Source organism: Desertimonas flava, assembly GCF_003426815.1.
GTDB lineage: Bacteria > Actinomycetota > Acidimicrobiia > Acidimicrobiales > Ilumatobacteraceae > Desertimonas > Desertimonas flava.
The window spans coordinates 1-21749 of sequence record NZ_QKYK01000040.1; the positions used below are offsets into that span (position 1 = coordinate 1).

22 protein-coding genes are annotated in these 21749 nt (G+C 71.2%); 5 read left to right on the top strand and 17 right to left on the bottom strand.

The window, feature by feature from the left end; all coding sequences use genetic code 11:
- The 7 genes from DN771_RS26375 to DN771_RS26405 form a co-directional block, all read right to left on the bottom strand.
- Positions 1-288: DUF2510 domain-containing protein (locus DN771_RS26375; protein ID WP_117000562.1), on the bottom strand; the 288-nt coding region annotated here is incomplete at its 3' end.
- Positions 285-947, bottom strand: coding sequence for a hypothetical protein (locus DN771_RS26380; protein ID WP_162942442.1), 663 nt, complete (start codon positions 945-947; stop codon positions 285-287). The genes DN771_RS26380 and DN771_RS26375, both read right to left, overlap by 4 nt.
- Before the next feature lie 92 nt (positions 948-1039).
- Complete coding sequence (gene moeB / locus DN771_RS26385) at positions 1040-2209, bottom strand: molybdopterin-synthase adenylyltransferase MoeB (RefSeq protein ID WP_117000564.1); 1170 nt, start codon at positions 2207-2209, stop codon at positions 1040-1042.
- A gap of 66 nt (positions 2210-2275) precedes the next feature.
- Positions 2276-3520: an amidohydrolase family protein gene (locus DN771_RS26390; RefSeq protein ID WP_205528787.1), complete on the bottom strand. Its 1245-nt coding sequence runs from the start codon at positions 3518-3520 to the stop codon at positions 2276-2278.
- Positions 3517-4626: an ABC transporter substrate-binding protein gene (locus tag DN771_RS26395; RefSeq protein WP_162942443.1), complete on the bottom strand. Its 1110-nt coding sequence runs from the start codon at positions 4624-4626 to the stop codon at positions 3517-3519. The genes DN771_RS26390 and DN771_RS26395 overlap by 4 nt, the downstream gene beginning before the upstream one ends.
- 62 nt (positions 4627-4688) lie before the next feature.
- Positions 4689-6284: an ABC transporter permease gene (locus DN771_RS26400; RefSeq protein WP_117000566.1), complete on the bottom strand. Its 1596-nt coding sequence runs from the start codon at positions 6282-6284 to the stop codon at positions 4689-4691.
- Complete coding sequence (locus DN771_RS26405; protein WP_117000567.1) at positions 6281-7141, bottom strand: ABC transporter ATP-binding protein; 861 nt, start codon at positions 7139-7141, stop codon at positions 6281-6283. Before DN771_RS26405 ends, DN771_RS26400 begins: the two co-directional genes overlap by 4 nt.
- 105 nt (positions 7142-7246) lie before the next feature.
- On the opposite strand from DN771_RS26405, the gene DN771_RS26410 reads away from it, so the two are divergent.
- On the top strand, positions 7247-8449 hold the full coding sequence (locus DN771_RS26410; RefSeq protein ID WP_117000568.1) for a cytochrome P450: 1203 nt from the start codon (positions 7247-7249) through the stop codon (positions 8447-8449).
- Entirely contained in the window at positions 8446-9042 is a 597-nt protein-coding gene (locus DN771_RS26415; protein WP_117000569.1) for an AAA family ATPase, read from the top strand. Before DN771_RS26410 ends, DN771_RS26415 begins: the two co-directional genes overlap by 4 nt.
- Here the strand turns inward: DN771_RS26415 and DN771_RS26420 are convergent, their stop codons facing one another.
- The gene (locus DN771_RS26420; RefSeq protein WP_117000570.1) at positions 9043-9825 is read right to left on the bottom strand and encodes an SIR2 family NAD-dependent protein deacylase; all 783 of its coding nucleotides are present in this window, start codon (positions 9823-9825) and stop codon (positions 9043-9045) included.
- 36 nt (positions 9826-9861) lie between these two features.
- Positions 9862-10479 (bottom strand): TetR/AcrR family transcriptional regulator, encoded by a 618-nt coding sequence (locus DN771_RS26425; protein WP_117000571.1) that lies wholly within the window; start codon positions 10477-10479, stop codon positions 9862-9864.
- Between the two features lie 110 nt (positions 10480-10589).
- Between DN771_RS26425 and DN771_RS26430 the strand changes: the two genes are divergently transcribed.
- The 3 genes from DN771_RS26430 (at position 10590) to DN771_RS26440 (ending at position 13075) form a co-directional block, all read left to right on the top strand.
- A complete protein-coding gene (locus tag DN771_RS26430; protein WP_117000572.1) occupies positions 10590-11243 on the top strand; it encodes an FMN-dependent NADH-azoreductase in 654 nt (217 codons plus the stop codon).
- Positions 11244-11345: 102 nt separating this feature from the next.
- Positions 11346-11921, top strand: a complete 576-nt coding sequence (locus tag DN771_RS26435) for a hypothetical protein (RefSeq protein ID WP_117000573.1) — start codon at positions 11346-11348, stop codon at positions 11919-11921.
- Between the two features lie 101 nt (positions 11922-12022).
- Positions 12023-13075 (top strand): ScyD/ScyE family protein, encoded by a 1053-nt coding sequence (locus DN771_RS26440; protein WP_162942444.1) that lies wholly within the window; start codon positions 12023-12025, stop codon positions 13073-13075.
- 94 nt (positions 13076-13169) lie between these two features.
- Here DN771_RS26440 and DN771_RS26445 read toward each other — a convergent pair whose 3' ends face one another.
- The 8 genes from DN771_RS26445 to DN771_RS26480 are packed head-to-tail and all read right to left on the bottom strand — an operon-like array spanning position 13170 to position 21739.
- On the bottom strand, positions 13170-14111 hold the full coding sequence (locus tag DN771_RS26445; RefSeq protein WP_117000575.1) for a PLP-dependent cysteine synthase family protein: 942 nt from the start codon (positions 14109-14111) through the stop codon (positions 13170-13172).
- 29 nt (positions 14112-14140) lie between these two features.
- Positions 14141-15133, bottom strand: a complete 993-nt coding sequence (gene iolG / locus DN771_RS26450; RefSeq protein ID WP_117000576.1) for an inositol 2-dehydrogenase — start codon at positions 15131-15133, stop codon at positions 14141-14143.
- On the bottom strand, positions 15133-16998 hold the full coding sequence (iolD, locus tag DN771_RS26455) for a 3D-(3,5/4)-trihydroxycyclohexane-1,2-dione acylhydrolase (decyclizing) (RefSeq protein WP_117000577.1): 1866 nt from the start codon (positions 16996-16998) through the stop codon (positions 15133-15135). The genes iolG and iolD overlap by 1 nt, the downstream gene beginning before the upstream one ends.
- On the bottom strand, positions 16995-18266 hold the full coding sequence (locus DN771_RS26460) for a Gfo/Idh/MocA family protein (protein WP_117000578.1): 1272 nt from the start codon (positions 18264-18266) through the stop codon (positions 16995-16997). The genes iolD and DN771_RS26460 overlap by 4 nt, the downstream gene beginning before the upstream one ends.
- Positions 18200-19081, bottom strand: coding sequence for a 5-deoxy-glucuronate isomerase (gene iolB, locus DN771_RS26465; RefSeq protein ID WP_117000579.1), 882 nt, complete (start codon positions 19079-19081; stop codon positions 18200-18202). The genes DN771_RS26460 and iolB overlap by 67 nt, the downstream gene beginning before the upstream one ends.
- Entirely contained in the window at positions 19078-19995 is a 918-nt protein-coding gene (locus DN771_RS26470) for a Cgl0159 family (beta/alpha)8-fold protein (protein ID WP_117000580.1), read from the bottom strand. Before DN771_RS26470 ends, iolB begins: the two co-directional genes overlap by 4 nt.
- The gene (gene iolC, locus DN771_RS26475) at positions 19992-20942 is read right to left on the bottom strand and encodes a 5-dehydro-2-deoxygluconokinase (protein WP_117000581.1); all 951 of its coding nucleotides are present in this window, start codon (positions 20940-20942) and stop codon (positions 19992-19994) included. The genes DN771_RS26470 and iolC overlap by 4 nt, the downstream gene beginning before the upstream one ends.
- 2 nt (positions 20943-20944) lie before the next feature.
- Positions 20945-21739 carry an ATP-binding cassette domain-containing protein gene (locus DN771_RS26480; RefSeq protein WP_117000601.1) on the bottom strand — a complete coding sequence of 265 codons (795 nt, stop codon included), beginning with the start codon at positions 21737-21739 and terminating at the stop codon, positions 20945-20947.
- Between the last annotated feature and the right edge of the window lie 10 nt (positions 21740-21749).

Consider the following 21749-nt stretch of genomic DNA (forward strand, 5'->3'; position numbering starts at 1 on the left):
GGGTGCTGCCACGGCCGGCAGGTCGCGGGCCGGGGCCCGCCAGCCAGCGTCGGCCCAGGTCCCGCCGCCAGGCCCGCCCCAGTCGGCCGCGCCGGTGGACGACGGTGGCGGTGGCGGGCCGGCGCTGGTCCCTGCCTCGAGCGGCGCGGCCGCCGATCCGGCGAGTTGGTCGACGCCTTGTCGCCCGGCGGTGTCGAGCACGTTGGCGGTCCAGTTCGTGCCGTCGAACCAGCGACGATCGGCATGCCGGAGCGGGTCGGGGTACCAGCCGGGCTGCTGTGTGCTCATCGCCGCGTCACCTCCACGATCGACTGACCGTCGGCCAAGCCGACGCCAAGCTCGAGGGTCGCACCCGACGAGTGGCTGAGCGCGTACAGCTCACCCACGCCCGTGCCGTCGTCGATCGCCTCGGTCAGGACGAACGTGTACCCGGCACCGATGAGGGCAGGAAGGTAGGCGTCGCGTACCGCCTGCCAGTCGGTCCCGGGCACGGTCCACGTGCGGATCCCGGCACCGTCGGGCGGGACCTCGGTCGCTCCGGCCGGTACAGGCAACAGAGCGATCAGAGAATCCTGCATGCCGACTGCGGCCTCGTACTCGGCGGCGTCGCCTCCGGCTGAGCTCGGATCGGCGGCGGCCACGGCGGGTCCGGCGGTCGCAGCAGCGTCGGCAGGGGCGGTGGTCACGGCGGCGACAGGCGAGTCGCTCTCGGCCGACGACATGCCGGCCGACCCGGAGAGGGAGGGATCGGTGAGTGAGCCGCCCGGACCGCCGGGAACCGTACCGCCGGGGCCGGCCACGGCCGGTGGATCGCCGCCGTCCCAGATCACAAGTCCGACGACGCCCGCGACGGCGACACCGGCGATGATCAGGGTGTCACGGAAGGTCGAGCCGGCTCGTGAACGAGGTCGGGGCGCGGCGGGACGAGGGGTAGATCGGGCGCTCATGGTCTGTTCGACGGTCGTGCGGCCCGATCGGTTCGTCAGCGATCATCACCGGAGGGCGCGGCGGCCCACCGAGGTCGGCGGGGCAGGACAGCTCAGTGGTCCCCGTCCAGCCACGGCGCGCACAGGCCCTCGACGTCACGCACCTGGATCCGGTCGCGGTTCGCGTAGGTGACCTGGTTCGCCGGATCGGGGCGCAGGTTGAACGTGCGCAGCGTCATGTCGGTGGTATCGATGGTGAGGATGCGCCCGATCAGCGGCTCACCGAGACCGAGCAGCACCTTGATCGCCTCCAACGCCTGGATCGAGCCGACGATGCCAGGCAGCACGCCGAGCACCCCGGCTTCGGCGCAGCTCGGCGCCAGCTCGGCGGGCGGCGGCTCGGGGACCATGTCGCGGTACGTCGGTCCTGCGGTCGGGTGGAACACGCTGACCATGCCCTCGAAGCGGAAGATCGAGCCGTGCACCACGGGGATGCCGAGCTTCACGCTGGCGTCGTTGAGCAGGTAGCGGGACGGGAAGTTGTCGGCGCCGTCGATGATGATGTCGTAGCCCGAGATGATCTCGACGATGTTGTCGGCCGACAGGCGCGTGTCGTAGGTGACGACGTTGACGTCGGGGTTGAGGGCGACGAGCGTCTTCTTCGCCGAGTCCACCTTGCGGTCGCCGACGCGGTCGAGGTTGTGGAGGATCTGGCGCTGCAGGTTGGAGGCGTCCACCTCGTCCATGTCGACGATGCCGAGGGTGCCCACACCGGCGGCGGCCAGATAGAGAGCGGCCGGCGATCCGAGACCGCCGGCGCCGAGCAGCAACACCTTCGAATCGAGCAGCTTGGCCTGGCCTTCCACACCGACCTCGGGGAGCAGGAGGTGGCGCTGATAGCGGACCTTCTGGTCGGCGCTCAGCGTGACCGGCGTCTTCCAGGGCCGGCCTTCGTCCTTCCAGCGGCCGAATCCACCGTCCATCGACACGACGTCGGTGTAGCCGAGCTCACCCAGCGTGCGCGCGGCGAAGGCCGACCGCACACCGCCGGCGCAGTAGACGACGACCGGCGCGTCCTTGTCGGTCAGGCGGCTCTCCACCTGGGCCTCGAGGTGGCCACGGGGAATGTGGATCGCACCGGCCAGGGCACCCTGGTCGAACTCGTCGGGTTCGCGTACGTCGAGGACGACGGCGCCGGCCGCGATGCGGTCGGCGGCGCCCTGGGTGTCGACCTCGGAGATGGTGGCCTTGGCCGCCGACAGCAGATCACGGAACGTCGCCATGCCGAAAGCCTACCAAGTCGCTCGGGTATCAACCCGCCCGAGATAGTGCCTGGCACTATCTCGGAGTCACCAGTCCTGGTCGTCGGGCGGGGCCGTCCACGACCAACCGTCGGCGGCATACGACGGCACCCGCGCCGGCACGGGGATCCACTCCCCCGCCCGGACCGAACCGACCGGCTCGAGGGCGAGCGGGCTGTCGACCACCTCGTGACCGTCGCTCACCGGGTAGGGGCCGTCGTCGAGCAGGCGCATGACGCTGATGTCGGCGCGACGGCCCGGTGCCAGCGCGCCGAGCACGTCGCTGCGCTTGATCGCCTCGGCCGGGTTCACCGTCGCCGTGGCGATGACGTCGATGAGCGACATCTCGAGGGCGAGCAGCTTGGTGAGCGTCTCGGTCAGCGAGAACACCGGTCCGTTGACGTTGAACAGGTTGAGGTCGGTCGAGGCCGTGTCGGGCATGATGCCGCGGTCGAACAGCTGGCGGGCCTCACGGAACCGGAAGTCGGTGCCGCTGTGGCCGATGTCGAGGATCACACCTCGGTCGACGGCGTCGAGCAGCTCGGGCACGACGTCGCCGTCGGGCCCGCGCATCCCGCCGCCGCCACGGAACGCATGCGTGACGATGTCGCCCGTGCGCAGCGCCTCGAGCAACGTCCGGGGCGGGATGACCGGCGTGTGGGGGAAGCGCCCGAGGTGCACCATGATCGGGAGGTTGGGCAGGGCCTTGTGGGCGCCGTCGAGGAAGGGGCTGTGGCGGGGATCGCCGGTGTGACACGCCCGCACCTTGCAGCCGACGACGACGTCGGCGTTGCGTTCGGCGCATGCCGCCAGCTCGTCGAGGTCGAGGTTGCCCTCGTGGTCGGCGATGTGCAGGCGGTGCGCGATGAAGTCCTTGGTGGCGAGGTAGAGCTGGTTGGCGTCGATGAAGGCGAGCACGTTGGTGCGGGTGTCGGGATGGTCGATCACGGCCCGCCTGCTGATGTCGAACGTGGCCGTGCCCGACGTGCCGCCGTCGACGACCGTGGGGACGCCACGATCGACGCCGGCCTCATCGGGCTCGACGCAGAAGTTGCCGAGCCCGGCCATGATGTGCACGTGCAGGTCGATCAGGCCGGGCGTCACCAGCAGCCCGGCGCAGTCGACCACGCCGGCCTCGGGCAGACCGGCTGCGAGATCGGCCCCGACCGCAGCGACCACGCCATCGGTCACCACCACGTCGAGCACGGCATCGGTGCCCGAGGCAGGGTCGACGACGCGGCCGCCGGCCAGCACCGTGGTGGTCGTCGCCGGAGCGGTCATCGTGGCGGTCACGGCGCCGTCCCAGGGACCGACGAACCGGGCACGGACGATCCCGGCAGCGTCCCCGGCGCCGCGATGGGCAGGGGCGGCAGGGCGTCCACGACGGCCGTCGTGAACAGATCCTCGCCCACCTCGACACCGGCCAGGGCGAGGGTGGCGATGTTGGCGGCGATGTCGTTGGGTGACATCGACAGCAGCCCGTGCTCGGTCGTCCACGGCGTCACCATCACCGTCGCCAGCGCCTGGCTCTGATACAGCTGCTGCTCCGGGTCGAGGTCGAGATCGGCGCCGAACTCGTTGACGGTGAGGTCTCGCCCGATCGTCGGGTCGGCGAGGTTGGTCATGAACCCGGCCCGCTCGCCGGCGAGGAAGTTGACCAACGTGTCGAACTCGGAGTCGATGGTCTCCTCGGTCGCGAAGTAGCAGCCGGCGAAGATCGAGAAGCCGTAGTCGGCCATCAGCAGCACATGGGTGTCGAAGCCCTGGACCTGGAGCTGACCGGGCTCGTTGATGGCGAACACGACCTGACCGTCGACCTCGCCGTTGGCGGTCGGCGACGGGTCGAACTGCACGGGCACGACGTTGACGTCACCGGGGTCGATGCCGACGATCTGGAGGAACACGTCCCACGACGGCTGGTTGCCCTGGGCGACGCCGATCGTCTTGCCGATCAGCTCCTCGGGCGTGGTGATCGGCGTGTCGGCAAGGCTCATCACGCACATCGGGTTCTTCTGCAGGCGGGCGCCGAAGATCTTCACCGGCGCACCCTCGACGCGGGCGGCGCCGATGCTCTCGGCGCCGTCGCCGCCGATGAGGGCCTGGCCGCCGACGATGATGGCGGAGTTCTGCGTCGTCGGACCGCCGGGGATCGGGGTCACGGCGAGGCCGAGGCTCTCGAACGTGCCGTCGGTGATCGAGATGTAGGTGCCGCAGTGCTCGGTGGTCGGCAGCCACGACAGCTGGTACGGCACCGCGATGAGGTCCCCGCTCGCCGGGCGGCTCCCGGCGGCGACGACGCCTCCTGACAAGAGCCGGCCGGCCGGGCCGGCGACGGCGAGCCCGCCAGCGACCTGCAGGCCGCGCCGGATCACCTCTCTGCGTCCAAAGGTGGGCTTCATTCCGATCTCCTTGCTGTGACGATGTGGGTGGGGGGACGTGGTCGGTGTGGGGCGCGTCGGTGTCATCGGCGGCCGTGGAAGCGGCGGATGACGGTGCGCTCGACGCTCGAGGCGATGCCGTAGACGGCGAGGGATGCCGCGGTGAGCAGGGCGATCGAGGCCCACAGCTCGGTGTACCTGGACAGCGCGAGGGCCACCATCATGTGGCTGCCGATGCCCTGGCCGGTCGCCAGCCACTCGGCGAGCGTGGCGCCGATCAGCGCTTGTGGCCCGGCGATGCGGATCGACGCGAACAGCGCCGGCAAGGCGTAGGGCAGGCGCACGCGGAACAGCTGCTGCACCGGCCCACCGCCGAACGATCTGACGGCGTCGGACGCGAGAGGTGGGGCGTTGCGCAGCCCGTCGACCACGTGCACCAGGGTCGGGAAGAACGTCACCATGCCGGCGATCAGCAGGACACAGAGCAGACCCCGCCCGACGACGAGGGCGACCAGCGGGGTCATCGCCACGAGGGGCACCGAGCGGACTCCGATCGCCACCGGCATCACCGCCTGCTGGACGACGCGGTTGCCGGCTACCGCCACGGCGAGCACGACGGCGCCGGACACGCCGCCGGCGAGGCCGAGCGTCGCGTTGCGGAGGGTCGTGCCGAGGGCGCGGAACACCTCGCGGCGAGCGTCGGCCTCCGACGGATCGGTGAGGAACGACCAGACGTCGCCGGGCGACTTGGCGAAGAAGGAGTTGAGGTCGAAGACGCGGATCGCGCCCCACCAGACGGCGAGGATGAGCCCGACCGACAGCGCCAGATATCCGGCCGCGCTGATGACGCGACGGGGCACGCTCGACGACACGGTGGTCGTGTCCGGCTCGGCGACGCCCGTCGACGTGGCCGCCCACGGGGCGAGGCGGCGACCGATCCAACCGGTGACGACGAAGGCCGAGGCCGACAGAGCGGTGAGGAGGATCGCCAACCCCCACGTCCGGGTCACGTCGAACGCCTGCTGGCTGGCGATCATCGCCACGCCGATCCCGCGCTGGCCGCCGATGAACTCGCCGATGACGGCCCCGAGGAGCGCGGCCGGGGCGGCGACCTTGAGCGAGGCGAAGATCGACGGCACGGCCGAGCGCACCCGGACCCGCACGAGCTGTTGAAGACGCCCCCCGCCGCTGACCCGGACGGCGTCGAGCAGGAGCTGTTCCGACGAGCGGAGCCCGAGCACCACGCCGACGACGGTGGTGAAGAAGACGGCCTGGGCGGCCACGGCGATCTTCGCCCGGTCGCCGCCCAGAATCAGCTGGAGGATCGGTGCCGTCGCCACGAACGGCAGGCAGTACACGGCGACGACGAGGCGCACGGCGACGCGCTCGACGACGCCGAAGAGGACGAACACGACACCGACGACGAGGGCGGCGAGGACGCCCCACAGATACCCCCACGCCGCCTCGCCGAGCGTCTGGCGCACGTGCGGTCCGTAGAACGCGAGGTCGTCGACCATCGCCCGGGCCACCGACCACGGCGCCGGAAGTGCCGTCTCCGAGCGCATCACGAGCCCGGCGGCGACGGCCCACGCCGCGAGCAGGACACCGAACCCGGCGATCGACGGGACGATGCTGCCCGCAGCGCGGCGCGCCGGGCGCGGGGTGACGGCAGCGGTCACTGATCCATCCCGCGATACAGGACGCCGGCGAGGTGATCGACGAGTTCGTGGAAGTGCGGCGTGCGCATCACGTCGGGCGTGCGCGGCCGCGGCAGATCGATGTCCAGTCGCTCGACGACGCGGCTCGGCTGACCGCTCATCACGACGACGGTGTCCGACAGGAACACCGCCTCGGCGATCGAGTGGGTGACCATCAGGGTCGTGCAGCGCCGCTCGGTCCAGATCCGCTGCAACTCAACGTTGAGCCGGGTGCGCGTCATCTCGTCGAGCGCGCCGAACGGCTCGTCGAGCAGGAGCAGATCGGGTTCGACCACCAGTGCTCTGGCGATCGCCACGCGTTGACGCATGCCGCCCGACAGCTGGGCGGGCCGGGCCTTCTCGAAGCCCTTCAGGCCCACGAGGGCGACGAGGTCGGCGACGGATCCGTCCGCCACTGGGCGGCCGCCGCGCCGCCGGGCGACCTGCAGGGGTAGGCGGATGTTGTCGACCACGGACCGCCACGGCAGCAGGGCCCCTTCCTGGAACGCCACGCCGATGCCACCCGCACCACGCAACACGCCAGGCGTCGTGCCGTGCACCGTCACCCGCCCGCTCGTCGGGGTCTCGAGATCGGCGAGGATCCGCAACACGGTGGACTTGCCGCAACCCGACGGTCCGAGCAGCGAGACGAACGAGCCGGCGGAGACGTCGAGATCGAAGCTCTCGAGCACCTGCACGTCGTCGCGACCGATCCGGAATCGTTTGGCGAGACCGGTCACGTCGATGCCCAGTGCCTGCGCGGCGTCGCCGTTCGCCGGCGTTCCCTGGTCGGTGGTCGCCGGATCGGTGGCCCCCGCGTCGAGCTCCGTCGCCGTCATCCGGGCAAGCGTGGATCAGCACCGTGTCGGGCGGGTTTCCGGGTCGTGAAGATCACGTCATCGCCCCGAAACGGGCCGGAAACGTGGTCCGTCCACGCTGGACAGATGCCCGATCAGCTCGTCGAGCTCCCCGCCTTCGACCCCGGAGACGCCGCCGTCCTCGCCGACCCGTACCCGGTCTACGACCGGCTGCGCCCGGGACGGGTCGCTCGCGATCCCCTGGGGATGTCGGTCTTCTCGTACCGCGACGCCGAAGCGGCGTTCCACGACCCCCACCTCCGCCCGGGGATCGGCGTGGTCGCCGAGCAGCAGGGAACGGGCGCCGCGTGGGGCGTTCCCGGCCGGTCGCTCACCGACAGCGACGGCGCCCCACACCAGCGCCTGCGGCGGGCCGTCAGCCCGTGGTTCTCGGCCCGCCGGGTCGGCATGCTGCGCGACCGGACCCGTGCCCTCGTCGACGAGATCCTCGACGACGTCCTGGCGGAGCAACGCCCGCTCGACGCGATGACCGAGCTCGCCGACATCATTCCGGCCCGACTGTTCTGCTGGATGATCGGCGCGCCCGATGCCGATGCCGCACTCGTCGCCGAGCTGTCCAAGGACCTCCTGCTCGTGTTCGCCGCTGACCCGCGCCACGGACCGACGATCGCCGCGGCGAGGGTACGCCTCGCCGACTATGTGGCCGAGGTCGCCGCGCGGGCCCGGCGTCAGCCGGGGGACGACCTGACGACGATGCTGCAGCACGGCGTGGCCAACGGCTCGCTGGACCCCGGTGACGACCTCTGCCTGCTCGAGGAGCTGGTGAGCGCGGCGGTCGACAACACCGCCGCCACCGCAGCGCTGGCGCTCAAGGTGCTCGCCGAGCACCCCGCCGTCTGGAGGCTGCTGCACGACCATCCCGACCTGATCGCCCCGGCCGTCGAGGAGTGTGGCCGACTCGAGCCCTCGATCCGCACGATCGTCAAGGTGGCCACGGCGCCCACGACGGTGGGCGGCGTCGACGTCGACACCGGCACGTTCGTCACGCTCCGCGTGCCCGCGACCCACCGCGATCCCGACGTGTTCGACGAACCGGCGACGTTCCGGCTCGGCCGCGCCACCCAACCGGGCCAGCTCTCGTTCGGGCTCGGTCGCCACTACTGCCTCGGCGCCTCGCTCGGCCGCATGGAGGTCACCGAGATCGTCGGCGGGCTCGTCCGGCGGGCCCCCGCCGCCGAACTGCTACCCGGCGCCGAGCTCGACATCAATGGCTTCGGGGTGGTCCACCACCTCCCGCTGCGCCTCGTCCCCGAGGCGGTGCTGCGATGAGCTGGACGCGGCCCGTGCCGCACCATTCGTCCGATCCGTGGACGACGCGCACGACCATCCACGGGCTGCCGAGCGACGAGGTGCGTTCGGCCCTCCAGAAGCACGTGCGGCGGGGGCGGCGCGAACAGGCGGTGTTGTGCGCGCTCGAGCTCGCCCGCACCGACGACGCGCACGACGAACTGCTGTGGAGCCGCCTGATGGCGATCGCCGCCGAGGACGTGGGGATGGGAACACCGGAGGCGGCGTCGGTCGTGTGGGCGCTGCGCTGCGGCGCGGCGGAGGCGCCGGCCGGTTCCGTGGACCGCCTGCTGTTCGCGGCCCAGGCCGCCGGCTATCTGGCGTTGTGCATCAAGGACCCGGTGCACAGCGAGATCGTCCAGGTCGCATTGCTGACCGACGCCGCGCCGGACATCCCCGACGAGGCTCGGTGCGTCCACACCCGCGCGGGGCAGGAGGCCGGCCGCACGATGTACGACTGGTTCGTGACCGGATCAGCGGTCGAGCCGGAGTCGGCCGAGCGCAACCTCTCGTGGCGAGCACGGTTGACGGACCTGTATCTGCAGCTCGACCCCCCGGCACCGTCGGAGGCTTGATCACCCGACCAGACGCGGCAGGATCTCGCCGATCTGACCGCGCAGGACCGCGTCGGCCACGAGATCCATCTCGGTCGGCTGGGCGTTGACGATGGCGATGCGGGCGCCGGCCCGGGCGGCGATCGGCACGCAGCTGGCCGCCGGGTAGACGCTCAGGGTGGAGCCGACGGCGAGCATCACGTCGCACTTCCGGCTCACCTCGAAGGCCCGGTCGATCACCTCCTCCACCAGCTGCTGGCCGAAGCTGATCGTGTCGCTCTTGAGCACACCACCGCAGACCAGGCACGGCGGGTCGGCCTCCCCGGCCCGGACCCGGGCGAGTGTCTCGATCATCGGCCGGCGGTCGCCGCACGACCAGCAGCGTGTCCACCGCATGGTGCCGTGCACCTCGATCACCCGATCGGGATCGTTGCCGGCCTCCTGGTGCAACTCGTCGACGTTCTGGGTGACGACGGCGAGGAGCTTGCTGCGTCGCTGCAGCCGGACGATCGCCCGATGACCGCTGTTCGGCTCCGCCGTCCAGGCCGGCGAGTCGAGTCGATCGAGCCACGCCATGCGCCGCACCTCGGGATCGGCGAGATAGTTCTGCAACGTCGCTGTCTTCTCGGCCGCCGGGTTCCGGGTCCACACGCCCTTGGGGCCGCGGAAGTCGGGAATCCCCGAATCGGTGCTGATCCCCGCGCCCGTGAGCACGACGACGCGCTCGGCCTCGTCGATCCACCCGGCGACCCTGCCGATGTCGTGGGTCAGCGCGGCGTCGTCACGGTCGTCGGCGTCGGTCATGCCCCCAGTCTCGTCGGTCGATCGGTGCCGGCGGACTCAGTTGCACAGCAGGCGGGCGACGGTGCTCAGCGACCGCTCCAGATCGGCCAGGCTGCGCTGTTCGTTGCGCACCCAGAACGCCACCTGCTCGGCCGAGAGCATGGCCAGCAGTGCTTCGGCCCGCAGGTCGGGGTCGGGCGCGCCGCCTTCGGCGAGCAGGCTCGTGCAGTACAGCACCCATGCCCCGTGGACGCCGGTGCTCTGACGGGCGAGCGGTGCGTTGGTCTCGGACATGAGCAGCAGGTCGAGCTGGGCGACGGCCAGCCGGAGGTAGGCGACGACGAAGGCCTCCAGGCGGTGGGCCGGCGGCGTTCGCCGGTCGAACGGCTTCCGGCCGCTCAGCAGCCGCTCCTGCAACTCGCGCTCGCGAGCGTCCAGCAGGGCGACGGCGAGGCCGCCCTTGTCGCCGAACCCGCGGTAGAGGGTGCCCTTGCCGACGCCGGCCCGAGCGGCGACGGCATCCATCGTGACCGCGCCCACGCCGAGCTCGGCGAACAGCTCCTCGGCGGCGGCGAGCACACGCTCGCGGTTCCGTGCGGCATCCGCGCGCTGTCGCCCCCGCCGGGCACCGGCCGTCACGAAGTCGACGGGTGAGCCGTCGGCGGTGTCGGGCATGGCAACTCCTGGTTGATAAGCGGACTGTGGTCCGTTATGGTACCAAAGCGGACTTCAGTCCGCTTACACTCCTCCGATATCGATCCGATATCCATCCGAAAGGAACCGTCGTGAACCGACTTCTGCACATCTCCGCCTCGCCTCGCAGCGAGGCGTCCGTGACCCTCACCCTCGCCCGCTCGTTCCTCGATGGGGTGGCCGCGGCGAACCCCGACGTCGAGATCGAGACGTGGGACCTGTGGGACGGCACCTTGCCGGCCTTCGGGCCCGCCGCCGCGGCATCGAAGATGACGGTGATCGCCGGACGGACGCCAACCGGCGACGAGGCCGCCGCGTGGGAGGCGGCGCTCGCCGCGTTCGACCGGTTCGAACGCGCCGACACGTATCTGTTCAGCGTGCCGATGTGGAACATGACCGTGCCGTACATCCTCAAGCAGTTCATCGACGTCGTCTCCCAGCCCGGACGGCTGTTCACGTTCGACCCGGAGGCCGGCTACACGGGCCTGTTGTCGGGCAAGCGGGCCGCGGTCATCACGACGAGTGCCGTGTGGGGGCCAGGCCGAGGACCCGAGTTCGGCGCCAACCATCTGCACGACTACTTCCAAGGGTGGCTCGAGTGGGCCGGCATCAGCGAGGTCTCGACGTTCGGGTTCCACCCGAACATGGCGACCGCCGACGCCGAAGCGGCGTTGAAGCAAGCGCTCGTGGACGTCGGCGAGTTCTCCGCCCGATTCGCCGCCACCCGGCAGCCCCAACTCACCTGAACCGCGCACCACGCAGATTTCTTTTCCGTTTTGCCACCCCCGCCGCGCCCCGGGGAGGCAACCGGGCATCCCCCTCCGAACGACCAGTCCGACGGAGGAGCCATGCAGCCAACCCCATCGATCACCGCGAGCGCGCCGACCGGCGGGCGGCGCCTCGCCATTCCCCCACCCCCGACCCGCCGTCCCCTCGCCCCGGGCGAGCAACCCGCCGCGCCAGAGCCGCAGGGCCCGCTGGCGGCGGCTCCCGACTGCGTCACGATCACCCCGTGGATCGATCCGGTCGTCGACGAGTCCGGCCACGATCCGCGTTCGAGCTACGTCGAGCGCTTCTGGCTGTCCACGCTCGGACCGACCGCCACCTGGCTGTTGCGCCGGCTCGTCGACGGATTCGACGAGCATCCCGACGGCTACATCCTCGACCTCGCGGTCACGGCGCAGTCGCTCGGGCTCACCTACAGCCGGGGTCAGTCGAGCCCCTTCGCCAAGGCGTTCCACCGCTGCGTGATGTTCGGGCTCGCCCATCACTGCTCCACCGGCTACGTCGTCCGGCGGCGGGTACCGGACGTGGCCCGGCGCCACCTCCTCCGCATGCCCGACGAGCTGCGCCTGGCCCACGAGGCGTGGCTCGCCGAGTCGGCGACGTGCCCGGCGGGTGTGTCGGCCCTCGACACGGGCTGAGTCGGCATAGTCAGGTCTCGCTATGCGCCGTTCGCTGCGGCCGGAGCCAAAGGCTCGATGTGGTCATGCGTGCCACCGACGATCTCCGTACGTTCGAACGCATGACTCGGTTCAGGCACTTCTCGGCCACCACTACCGCCCGTCGTGGACCGGTGGCACTGCTGGCGATCTCCGGACTGGCGTTGACGCCTGCACGGGCGGTCCAGACGACAGCTCCCCCGCCCGAACCGGCGGCATCACCGGATGTGGCGACGGTGGCGACGTTCGGAAGCGGGCTGGGATCGGGCAGTGCGATCGGACCGGACGGCGCGATCTACGTCACGGATGGGAACGCCGGCACCGTGGAACGCATCGATCCGGCGACCGGGACGGTCACGCGTGTGGGGAGCGGTCTTCCACCCCAGGTCCTCGGCATCGGCGGGGCGATGGACGTCGCGTTCATCGACGACACCGCCTACGTGCTCGTCACGATGGTCGGTGGCGACATCGTGGACGGCGACCCCATCGGCGACGACGTCGTCGGCATCTACCGCCTCGACGACGACGGGACGTTCAGCGTGGTGGCCGACATCGGTGCGTGGTCGGTCGAGCATCCCCCGACCACCGACTTCTTCATCACGACCGGGGTCCAGTACGCCCTGCAGCCGACCCCTGACGGCTTCCTCGTCACCGACGGCCATCACAACCGTGTGCTGCGGGTCGGACTCGACGGCGCGGTCGACGAGATCGCCACGTTCGGCAATGTCGTGCCGACGGGCCTCGCCAGCGCTCACGACACGGTCTTCGTCGGGCTGGCCGGACCGCTCCCCCACCTCCCCGAGGATGGCCAGGTGCTCGAGCTGCCTGCGGACAGCGCTGCCGAACCGTCGACCGTCGCGAGCGGGGCGAGCATGATCGTCGATGTCGAGGCTGACGGCGAGCAGCTGTACGCCCTGTCGCAGGGAGCGTGGGACGACGTCCAGGAAGGCTCGCCCGCCGAGCCCGACACCGGTCGGCTCGTGATCGTCGGTTCCGACGGGACGATGACGCCGGTCTCGGACTCGGCCGGCGCCGAGATCGTGCTCGACCGGCCCACGTCATTGGAGTTGGTCGACGGTACGGCCTACGTCGTCACCCTCGCCGGCGAACTGCTGTCGATCCAGATACGAGGATGAGGTGACGGTCCCCCTCCCGCCGATCCTGACGCTCGCGGGAGTCGTACCCTTCGTCCCGCGTCCCGACCCCTGGTCCATGCGCCGCTCGCGTTCGTCAGGTGTAGAGGTCGCCGTTGAGGTACTTCATGCCCGAGTCGGGTTGCACGGTGAGTACCCGCCGACCGGGCCCGAGCCGCTCGGCGACGCGGACGGCGGCAACGAGGTTGGCGCCGCCGGAGGGCCCGCCCCAGATCCCCTCCTCGTCAGCCGCGCGGCGGGCCATCTCGAAGGCATCGGCGGTCGACACCGCGACGACCTCGTCGAACGGAACGGTCCCCTGCTGGTCGGGCTGGAGGTGCGGCGGGACGAAGCCGACGCCACCACCCTCGATCCGGTGCGTGCCGGGTGCACCTCCGGAGAGCACCGCCGACTCGGCCGGCTCGACGGCGACTCGGCGTGCGTCGGGCCACCGCGTGGCGATTCCCTCCGACGTGCCGACGAGGCACCCGCCGACACCCACGTACACGCACACGGCGTCGATCCGCCCGTCGATTTGATCGATGGCCTCGCGTCCGATCCCCCGATAGCCGACGAGCGCGTCACGGTTGTGGAACTGGTCGGTGGCGTACCCGCCCTCGCTCGCGAGGATCTCGGCCGCTCGGGCCCGCATCGCCGGGATCAGGCCCGGATGGATGCCGTCGGGGCTGTCGATGATGTCGAGTTCGGCGCCGAACGCGGCCATCGTGCGCAGCTTCTCTTGCGCGAAGGCGTTCGACGTGACGATGCGCAGCCGGTATCCCTTCACCGAACAGACGAGCGCCAGTGAGCTTCCCGTCGAGCCACCGGTGTACTCGACCACGGTGTCTCCTGGCCGGAGATCGCCTCGCGACTCCGCCCCCTCCATCATTGCCAGGGCCATCCGGTCCTTGTAGGAGCCGGTCGGGTTCGCCGCCTCGAGCTTGACCCAGACCTCGGCCGCTCCGGGCGGGACCAGCTTCTCCAAGCGCACGATCGGCGTGTTGCCGATCCCCGCCAGCGCCCCCGGTCGATTCGTCATGGCGGAACGGTAGCCGAGCGTGTGTCGGGTCAGACGGCGACGGTCGCGCCGGTCGCCAGCGACTCGGCGGCGGCGAGAGCGACGACCAGGGGAGCCCGCCCATCACCGCCCGGCACCGGTGACGGCCCGCCATCGCGGACGGCGGCGACGAACGCCGCCCACTGGCGCAGGTACGACTGCTCGTAGCGCTCGAGGAAGAACGTGCCGATGGGTGGGCCGGCCAGGCCCGTGGCGTCGCGACGCCACGTGGTGTTGACCGGCGGATTGTCCGACGCGGCCACGCCGGACGAGCCGAACGCCTCGACCCGCTGGTCGTAGCCGTACACCGCCCGGCGGCTGTTGTCGATCGTGGTGAGGCAACCCGACTCGTGGCGCAGCACGATGGCGGCGGTGTCGATGTCGCCGGCCGCGCCGATCGCCGCGTCGACGAGCGCAGCGCCCGTGGCGAACACCGACACGACCTCGCTGCCCGTGACGTAGCGCGCCATGTCGAAGTCGTGGATCGTCATGTCACAGAACAGGCCACCGGACCGCCGCACGTACTCGATCGGCGGAGGGGCCGGATCGCGGCTGGTGATGCGGACGAGGTGCAGGTCACCGAGCTCCCCCCGAGCCGCGGCGTCACGCACCGCCTGGTGCGACGGGTCGAAGCGACGGTTGAACCCGACATGGAGCAACGTCCCAGCGGCATCGACGGCCGCCAGCGCCCGATCGACGTCATCGAGCGACAGCGAGATCGGCTTCTCGCAGAACACCGCGACACCCAAAGCGGCGGCCCCGGCGATCAGATCGGCGTGGGTGTCGGTGCTGGTGCAGATGGCCACGGCATCGACGCCCCGGTCGTACAGCTCGTCGACCGAACCGGCTTGTGGCACGTCCAACCGCGCGGCCATCTCGGTGGCGAGCTCGGTGACGATGTCGTACACCCCGGCCAGCTCGGCCCCCCCGACGCGGCGGGCGAGCATCTCGGCGTGCATCCTCCCGATCCGCCCGCAGCCGAGGACCGCGACGCGAACGCTCATCAGATGCCCTTGCGCTGCGTCTGCTTGGCGGCGTCCATCGCCTCGCGGGCCGCGACGATGCCGGGGACGCCGGACACCTCGGGCACACCGACCTCCCACCACGCTCCGCCCTCGGTCCACGTGTGCGGATCGGTCTCGATGACGATGACCGACGTGCGGTCGTCGTCGCGGGCCGCGACGAAGGCGTCGCTCAGCTCGGCGATCGTGGTCGCCCGGCGGGCGACGCACCCGAGCGACGCGGCATGGGCGACGAAGTCCACCCGCGGGGGCTCGTCGCCGGCGTGCCGGGAGTCGGCGAACAGGTTGTTGAACGACTCGCCTCCCTGGTTCACCTGCAGCCGGTCGATCACGGCGAACCCCCCGTTGTCGCACACCACGACGATCATCTTGTGGCCGGCGAACACCGACGAGTAGAGGTCGGAGTTGAGCATGAGGTACGACCCGTCACCGACGAACACGACGGTGTCCCCGTCCGGCGTCAGCTGCGCCCGGGCCATCGCCGCGCCCCAGCCGCCAGAGATCTCGTAGCCCATGCACGAGAAGCCGTACTCGCAGTCGAACGTGGCGACGGCCTGCGATCGCCAGCCGGCGTTGAGCTCACCGGGGAAGCCTCCCGACGCGGTCAACACGTAGTCGTCGGCGGTGGCGAGCGCTCCGATCGCCGCGATCACCTGGGCGTACGTCGGCAGTCCCGACGGCGACGTGGCGGTGGGCGAGCCGATCTCGTCGAGGTACGCCCCGAGCGCCGAGGCCGCGGGCACCGTCCGCGCGGACCACGCCGCCGGAGCCCGCCACTCGCCGAGTGCGGCACCAATCTCGGCCAGTACCTCACGGGCGTCGCCCACCACGGGTGCACCGAGGTGCTTGTCGGCGTCGAAACGGGCGGTGTTGATGCCGATGAGACGCATCTGCGGGTTGCCGAACACGGACCAGGAGCCGGTGGCGAAGTCGCCGAGGCGGGTCCCCACGGCGATCACCACGTCGGCCTCGGCCGCGAGCGCGTTGGCCCCCTCGGCGCCGATCACGCCGATGGGCCCGGCGTAGCTCGGATGACCGGCGACGAGGCTGGACTTGCCGGCCACCGTCTCGACGACGGGGATGCCGTGCCGCTCGGCGAAGTCCGCCAGCTCGGCCTCAGCCAGCGAGTAGTGCACACCGCCGCCGGCGACGAGGAGCGGGCGCCCCGCGTTCCGGAGGAGCGCGGCGGCCGCGGCGACCTGCCCGCGGTCGGCGCGGGGCCGGGCGATCTGGTGCACGACCGGGTCGAACAGCCGGTCGGGGAAGTCGAACGTCTCGGCCTGCACGTCCTGGGGCAGGCCGACGAACGCCGGCCCGCAGTCGGCGGGATCGAGCAGCGTGGCGACCGCCTGGGGCAACGACGTGATCACCTGCTCGGGCCGGGTGATCCGGTCCCAGTAGCGCACGACCGGCCGGAAGGCGTCGTTGACCGTCGTCGACGGCTCGCCGAAGCGCTCGACCTGCTGCAGCACCGGATCGGGGAACCGGCTCTGGAACGTGTCGCCCGAGAGCAGCAGCACGGGCAGGCGGTTGGCCATCGCCACGCCGGCCGCAGTGACGAGGTTCAGCGCGCCGGGCCCGATCGACGTGGTGGCCACCATGAACTGGCGGCGGCGCATCGCCTTGGCGTAGCCGATGGCGGCGAGGGCCATGCCCTGCTCGTTCTGGCCCCGCCAGGTGGGGAGGGCGTCGCCGGCAGCGTGTAGGGCCGGGCCGAGACAGGTGACGTTCCCGTGCCCGAAGATGGCGAACACGCCCGGCACGAGCGGCTCCTCGCGTCCGTCGATCATCGTCCGCTGGGCGATCAGGAAGCGCACCATCGCGTCCGCCGTCGTCATCACCGTCATGTCGTCGTCACCTTCTCCCACGTCCGGGTGTCCCACGAGTGCAACAACGCCTCCTGCACGTCGACGTAGGCGACCGCCGCGTCGAAACCAGGGTCGAACGGCGCACCAGCCGCCACCGCAGTGGCGAAGTGGTGGTCCTCGATCGTCACGAGATCCTCGAACCCGATCGGGTTCGCCCGTCCCGGCACGAAGGCGCCGTGATGGCCATAGGCCTCGCCGCCGAACACGGTCGTGTACCCCGTGGCCGGCGAGTCGGCCAGGTAGACCTGCAGCTCGTTCATGCGCTCGAGGTTCCAGGCCAGCGACCCGCCGGTGCCGTGCACCTCGAAGGCGTTCTGGCTCTCGGGCCCCACCATCGTGCGCGAGGTCTCGAACGTCCCGACGGCTCCGGACTCGAACCGGGCGATGGCACCGAACCAGTCCTCGTTGGTCACCGCACCGGTGGGACCTCCGGCGACGCCACGGTCGTAGTGCGTGCCCGATTGCGTTCCACGGCCACGCAGGCCGGCGAGAGCAGGCAGCGGACGCTCGCGGACGAACGTCTCCCCCAGCCCGACCACCTCGGTGATCGGGCCGACGAGGAAGTGGGCCAGGTCGATCGTGTGGCTGAGCAGATCGGACGTGACGCCGTAGCCGCCCTCATCGACGAGGTAGCGCCAGCTGAGCGAGCCGAGCGGGTCGGCGCCGTAACAGGACAGGAAGCGGCCGCGATAGTTGGTGACGGTGCCAATCCGGCCCGATCGGATCAGCTCAGCGGCGTGCTGCACCAGCGGGGCCCAGCGGTAGTTGTACCCGACGCCGGTGGTGACGCCGGCTGCCGCTGCCGCGTGGGCGGCGGTGCGTGCCTGGGCCGGCGTGCCGCCGACGGGCTTCTCGCAGAACACCGCCTTGCCGGCGGCGGCCGCCGCCACGGCGATGTCGACGTGGAGCATGTTGGGCGCGGTGATGACGACGACGTCGACCGCGGAGTCGTCGACGACCCGCCGCCAGTCGTCGGTCGCCGACGCGAACCCGAACCCCGACACGGCCCACTCGCGGCGCTCGGCCACGGGATCGGCACAGACGACCAGTTCGGGCTCGTAGGTCCGGTCGGGAAACAGCGCCGGGATGCGCCGGAAGCTGCGGCTGTGGGCCTGTCCCATCCAGCCCAGCCCGACCGTGCCGATCCCGAGGCGGCGTCGCGTCGCCGTCGCCGTCGCCGTCATGCGGTCACCGGGCCGGCGGCCGAGGTCATCGGGCAGCGGGGGTCGCTCGGCATCGACGACCACGTGTCGCGCACCCAGTGGTGGGCGGGATCGTCGCAGAACGCCATCGATCGCTCGCCGCCGGGGCCGGCGAGGACGTTGAGGTAGTAGAGCGGATACCCCGGCGAGGCGACGCAGGGCCCGTGGTAGCCGCGTGGGATCACGAACACGTCGCCGTCATGCACGGCGACGTTGACGTCGACCTCGTCGGTGTACGTGCGATGCATGGCGAAGCCGTCGGGGGCGTAGTCGGTGCGGCCCGACCCGTCGAGTCGGCCGATCCGGAAGTAGTAGATCTCCTCGTTGTTGACCGGGCACTCGGCGCTGTCGTCGTGGCGATGCGGTGGATAGCTCGACCAGTTCCCGTCCGGCGTCAGCAGCTCGACGCACATCAGCTTGTCGGCACCGTCGAACGCGTCGGGCGACATGAAGTTGGTGACCTGCCGCGTGGCCGGGCCGGCGCCGCGCACCTCGACCGAGACGTCGCCGGCGGCGACGTGCGCGGGTTCGAATCGTCGCGTGGCCCGGGCCGAGGGTAGGGCGACCTCGGCACCCGACGGTGCCGACAACCGCACCTCGGCATCGATCGGCAGGTACGCCCAGTCGGTCACCCGCGCGAAGACCGAGGATCGTCCCTCCAGGTCGAACCGGCGGCCTTCCACCTCGACGACGACCGGGCCGCCCGACAGCGGCAACACCGCCAGCTCCTCGTCACCTGTGGTGCAGGTGACCGCTTCGCCCGGTTGCAGCGTGGCGATCCGCAGGCCGCTGTAGGTCCAGCCGGCGAGCTCGGGCGTGACCGTGTCGACGCGGCCGAGCAAGCGGGGCTGCGCGGTCATGCCGGCACCCGCCGGGACGTGGAGGCGGTCACCAGATCGGCGGCCCGGGCGACGGCGGACTCGACGTCGCCGTCGGCGGGATACAGCAGGGCGCGGCCGACGACGAGCCCGCGAACCGTCGGCTCGGCCAACGCGCGGGCCCACGATGCGAACGTGGCGTCGGGATCCGGTCCCGGCGATCCACCGAGGATCAACAGCGGCTGCGTGGTCATCGCCGCCACCGCCGCGATGTCCGCCGTGGCCTGGATCTTCAACCAGGTGTAGGCCGACGAGCCCGACAGCCCGGCGCACACGCCGACCGCCTGCAGGAGGGCGTCGGGGTCGCCGGCCCACACGGCCTTGCCGGCGGCGTCCTTGGTGTACGGGATCGGCTCGACCATCGCCAGCATGCGGCGATCGTTGAGCTCGCCGACCGCGGCCGCGCAGGCGGCCAGCGTCGGCACCGTCCCGGCGTCGTCGGGATCGATGCGCAGCAGCATCTTGCCGGCGTCGAGGTTGGACCGCGCGAGGTGGTCGGCGTCGTACGCGGTGAAGCGGTCGTCCAGCTCCCAGCTGGCACCGGCCAGCCCGCCACGGTTCATCGTGCCCACCGCCACCCGATCGTCCAGCGCACCGAGCACGACGAGGTCCTCGAGGATGTCCGCACTGGCCAGCACGCCGTCCACGCGGGGGTTCCGCATCGCCAGCAGCAGGCGGTCGAGCATCGATCGACGATCGACCATCGCGTGCGGGTCGCCGGGCACGCCGATCATGCCGCGCGCGGTGTGGTCGGCGGCGACGATGAACAGGGCGCCGTCGACCGTCATCCGTTCACGCCGCCGCCGGGCGGCCATCGCGGCGGCGATCCTCCCCGGATCCTCGACGCGCACGTCGACCAGCGTGGCGAACTGCTCGTCGGTCAGCAGCGGTCTCATGGAGTCCCTCCCTCGATCACGGCGGTGATCTCGTCGAGCGTGGGCATGGCGTCGGCGCACAGCAGCCGGCCGGCCACGATCGCCCCGGCGGCATTGGCGAACTCCACGGTCCGCACCGGTGGCCAGCCGAGCAGCAGACCGTGCACGAGCGCGCCTCCGAACGCGTCGCCGGCACCGAGGCCGCACACCACCTTCACCGGTCGCGGCGGCACCACCGTGCGGCCGTCACGCGTGGCCACCAGCACGCCGTCGCCGCCCATCTTGACCACGGCGAGCTCGATCTGGTCGTGCTCGAGGATCGCCGTCGCCGCGTCGTCGGGATCGTCCGTTCCCACGGCGACTCGGCACTCGGCGCGGTTGCCGAGCACCACCGTGGCGATCACGAGCGCCCGGCCAATCACGGCCGACGCCTCACGCTCGCTGGTCCACAGGGGCGCCCGGTAGTCGAGGTCGAGCACCGTGTGGCGGCGGAGGGCGCGGGTCCGCGTGATCTCGACGATCGTGTGCCGAGCCGGGTCGTCGGCGAGCGCCGATCCGGCGAGCCACAGCACGTCGACGTCGCGGATCGTGTCGTCATCGACGTCACCGATCTCGAGCTGCATGTCGGGCGCCGACGGCTCGCGGTAGAAGAGCAGTTCGGGGTCCTCGGGCGGTGTCAGCGCGGCGAAGGCCAGGGGGGTGCGCAGGCGCGCGTGCCGCCCGACGAACCGGGTGTCGACGCCGAAAGACTCCAGCTTCGCCACGACGTAGTCGCCGAACGGGTCGGCACCGACCTTGGTGAGCACCGCGGCCCGGTGACCGAGGCGGGCGGCGGCGACCGCGACGTTGGTCGCCGTCCCGCCGATCGACTTGGAGAAGTGCTGGGGATCGGTGAACGCCGCGCCCGGCTCGTCGGCGTAGAGATCGACGCTGACCCGGCCGATCGTGAGGACTTCGGGCGCGACCATCGTCAGAGGGCGTCGGGTGCGACGACGGACTCGATCTCGTGGCTGAGCTCCTCGAGCTCGGCGCCGCCGGCCATCAGCGCCGTCAACTCGTCACGGGTGATCTCGCTCTTGGCGAAGTTGCCGAGGCTCTGGCCGCGCTTGAGGATGACGAAGCGGTCGCCCACCGGGTAGGCGTGGTGCGGGTTGTGGGTGATGAAGATCACGCCGAGGCCACGGTCGCGCGCGGCGACGATGTACCGCAACACGACGCCCGACTGCTTCACGCCGAGGGCGGCGGTCGGCTCGTCGAGGATCAGCACCTTGGCCCCGAAGTACACGGCCCGGGCGATCGCCACGCACTGCCGCTCGCCGCCCGACAACGTGCCGACGGGTTGCTCGGGGTCGCGCACGTCGATGCCCATCTTGGCCATCTCCTCGACGGCGATCCGCTTGGCCCTGCGCATGTCGATCATGCCGAAGCGGGTGGGCTCGGAGCCGAGCCAGAAGTTGCGCCAGATCGACATCAGCGGGGCCAGCGCCAGGTCCTGGTACACGGTGGCGATGCCGGCCGCCTTCGCCTCGCGAGGCGAGTGGAAGTGCACCTCGCGTCCTTCCATCAGGAACGTTCCCTGGTCGTGACCGTGCACGCCGGCGAGGATCTTGATGAACGTCGACTTGCCGGCGCCGTTGTCGCCGAGCACGCACGTCACCTCGCCGGCGCGCACGCTGGTGGTCACGTTCTGCAGCGCCAAGACGTTCCCGAAGAACTTCGACACGCGCTGCAGCTCGATCAGTGCGTGTCCCCCATCGACGCCCACGTCACGGCCC

Bases quoted from the DNA above. Each gene is read 5' to 3' on its own strand.
- DN771_RS26380 (WP_162942442.1), bottom strand. From the start codon at position 947: ATGAGCGCCCGATCTACCCCTCGTCCCGCCGCGCCCCGACCTCGTTCA.
- moeB (WP_117000564.1), bottom strand. From the start codon at position 2,209: ATGGCGACGTTCCGTGATCTGCTGTCGGCGGCCAAGGCCACCATCTCC.
- DN771_RS26395 (WP_162942443.1), bottom strand. From the start codon at position 4,626: ATGAAGCCCACCTTTGGACGCAGAGAGGTGATCCGGCGCGGCCTGCAG.
- DN771_RS26405 (WP_117000567.1), bottom strand. From the start codon at position 7,141: ATGACGGCGACGGAGCTCGACGCGGGGGCCACCGATCCGGCGACCACC.
- DN771_RS26410 (WP_117000568.1), top strand. From the start codon at position 7,247: ATGCCCGATCAGCTCGTCGAGCTCCCCGCCTTCGACCCCGGAGACGCC.
- DN771_RS26415 (WP_117000569.1), top strand. From the start codon at position 8,446: ATGAGCTGGACGCGGCCCGTGCCGCACCATTCGTCCGATCCGTGGACG.
- DN771_RS26420 (WP_117000570.1), bottom strand. From the start codon at position 9,825: ATGACCGACGCCGACGACCGTGACGACGCCGCGCTGACCCACGACATC.
- DN771_RS26425 (WP_117000571.1), bottom strand. From the start codon at position 10,479: ATGCCCGACACCGCCGACGGCTCACCCGTCGACTTCGTGACGGCCGGT.
- DN771_RS26435 (WP_117000573.1), top strand. From the start codon at position 11,346: ATGCAGCCAACCCCATCGATCACCGCGAGCGCGCCGACCGGCGGGCGG.
- DN771_RS26440 (WP_162942444.1), top strand. From the start codon at position 12,023: ATGACTCGGTTCAGGCACTTCTCGGCCACCACTACCGCCCGTCGTGGA.
- DN771_RS26445 (WP_117000575.1), bottom strand. From the start codon at position 14,111: ATGACGAATCGACCGGGGGCGCTGGCGGGGATCGGCAACACGCCGATC.
- iolG (WP_117000576.1), bottom strand. From the start codon at position 15,133: ATGAGCGTTCGCGTCGCGGTCCTCGGCTGCGGGCGGATCGGGAGGATG.
- iolD (WP_117000577.1), bottom strand. From the start codon at position 16,998: ATGACGGTGATGACGACGGCGGACGCGATGGTGCGCTTCCTGATCGCC.
- iolB (WP_117000579.1), bottom strand. From the start codon at position 19,081: ATGACCGCGCAGCCCCGCTTGCTCGGCCGCGTCGACACGGTCACGCCC.
- DN771_RS26470 (WP_117000580.1), bottom strand. From the start codon at position 19,995: ATGAGACCGCTGCTGACCGACGAGCAGTTCGCCACGCTGGTCGACGTG.
- iolC (WP_117000581.1), bottom strand. From the start codon at position 20,942: ATGGTCGCGCCCGAAGTCCTCACGATCGGCCGGGTCAGCGTCGATCTC.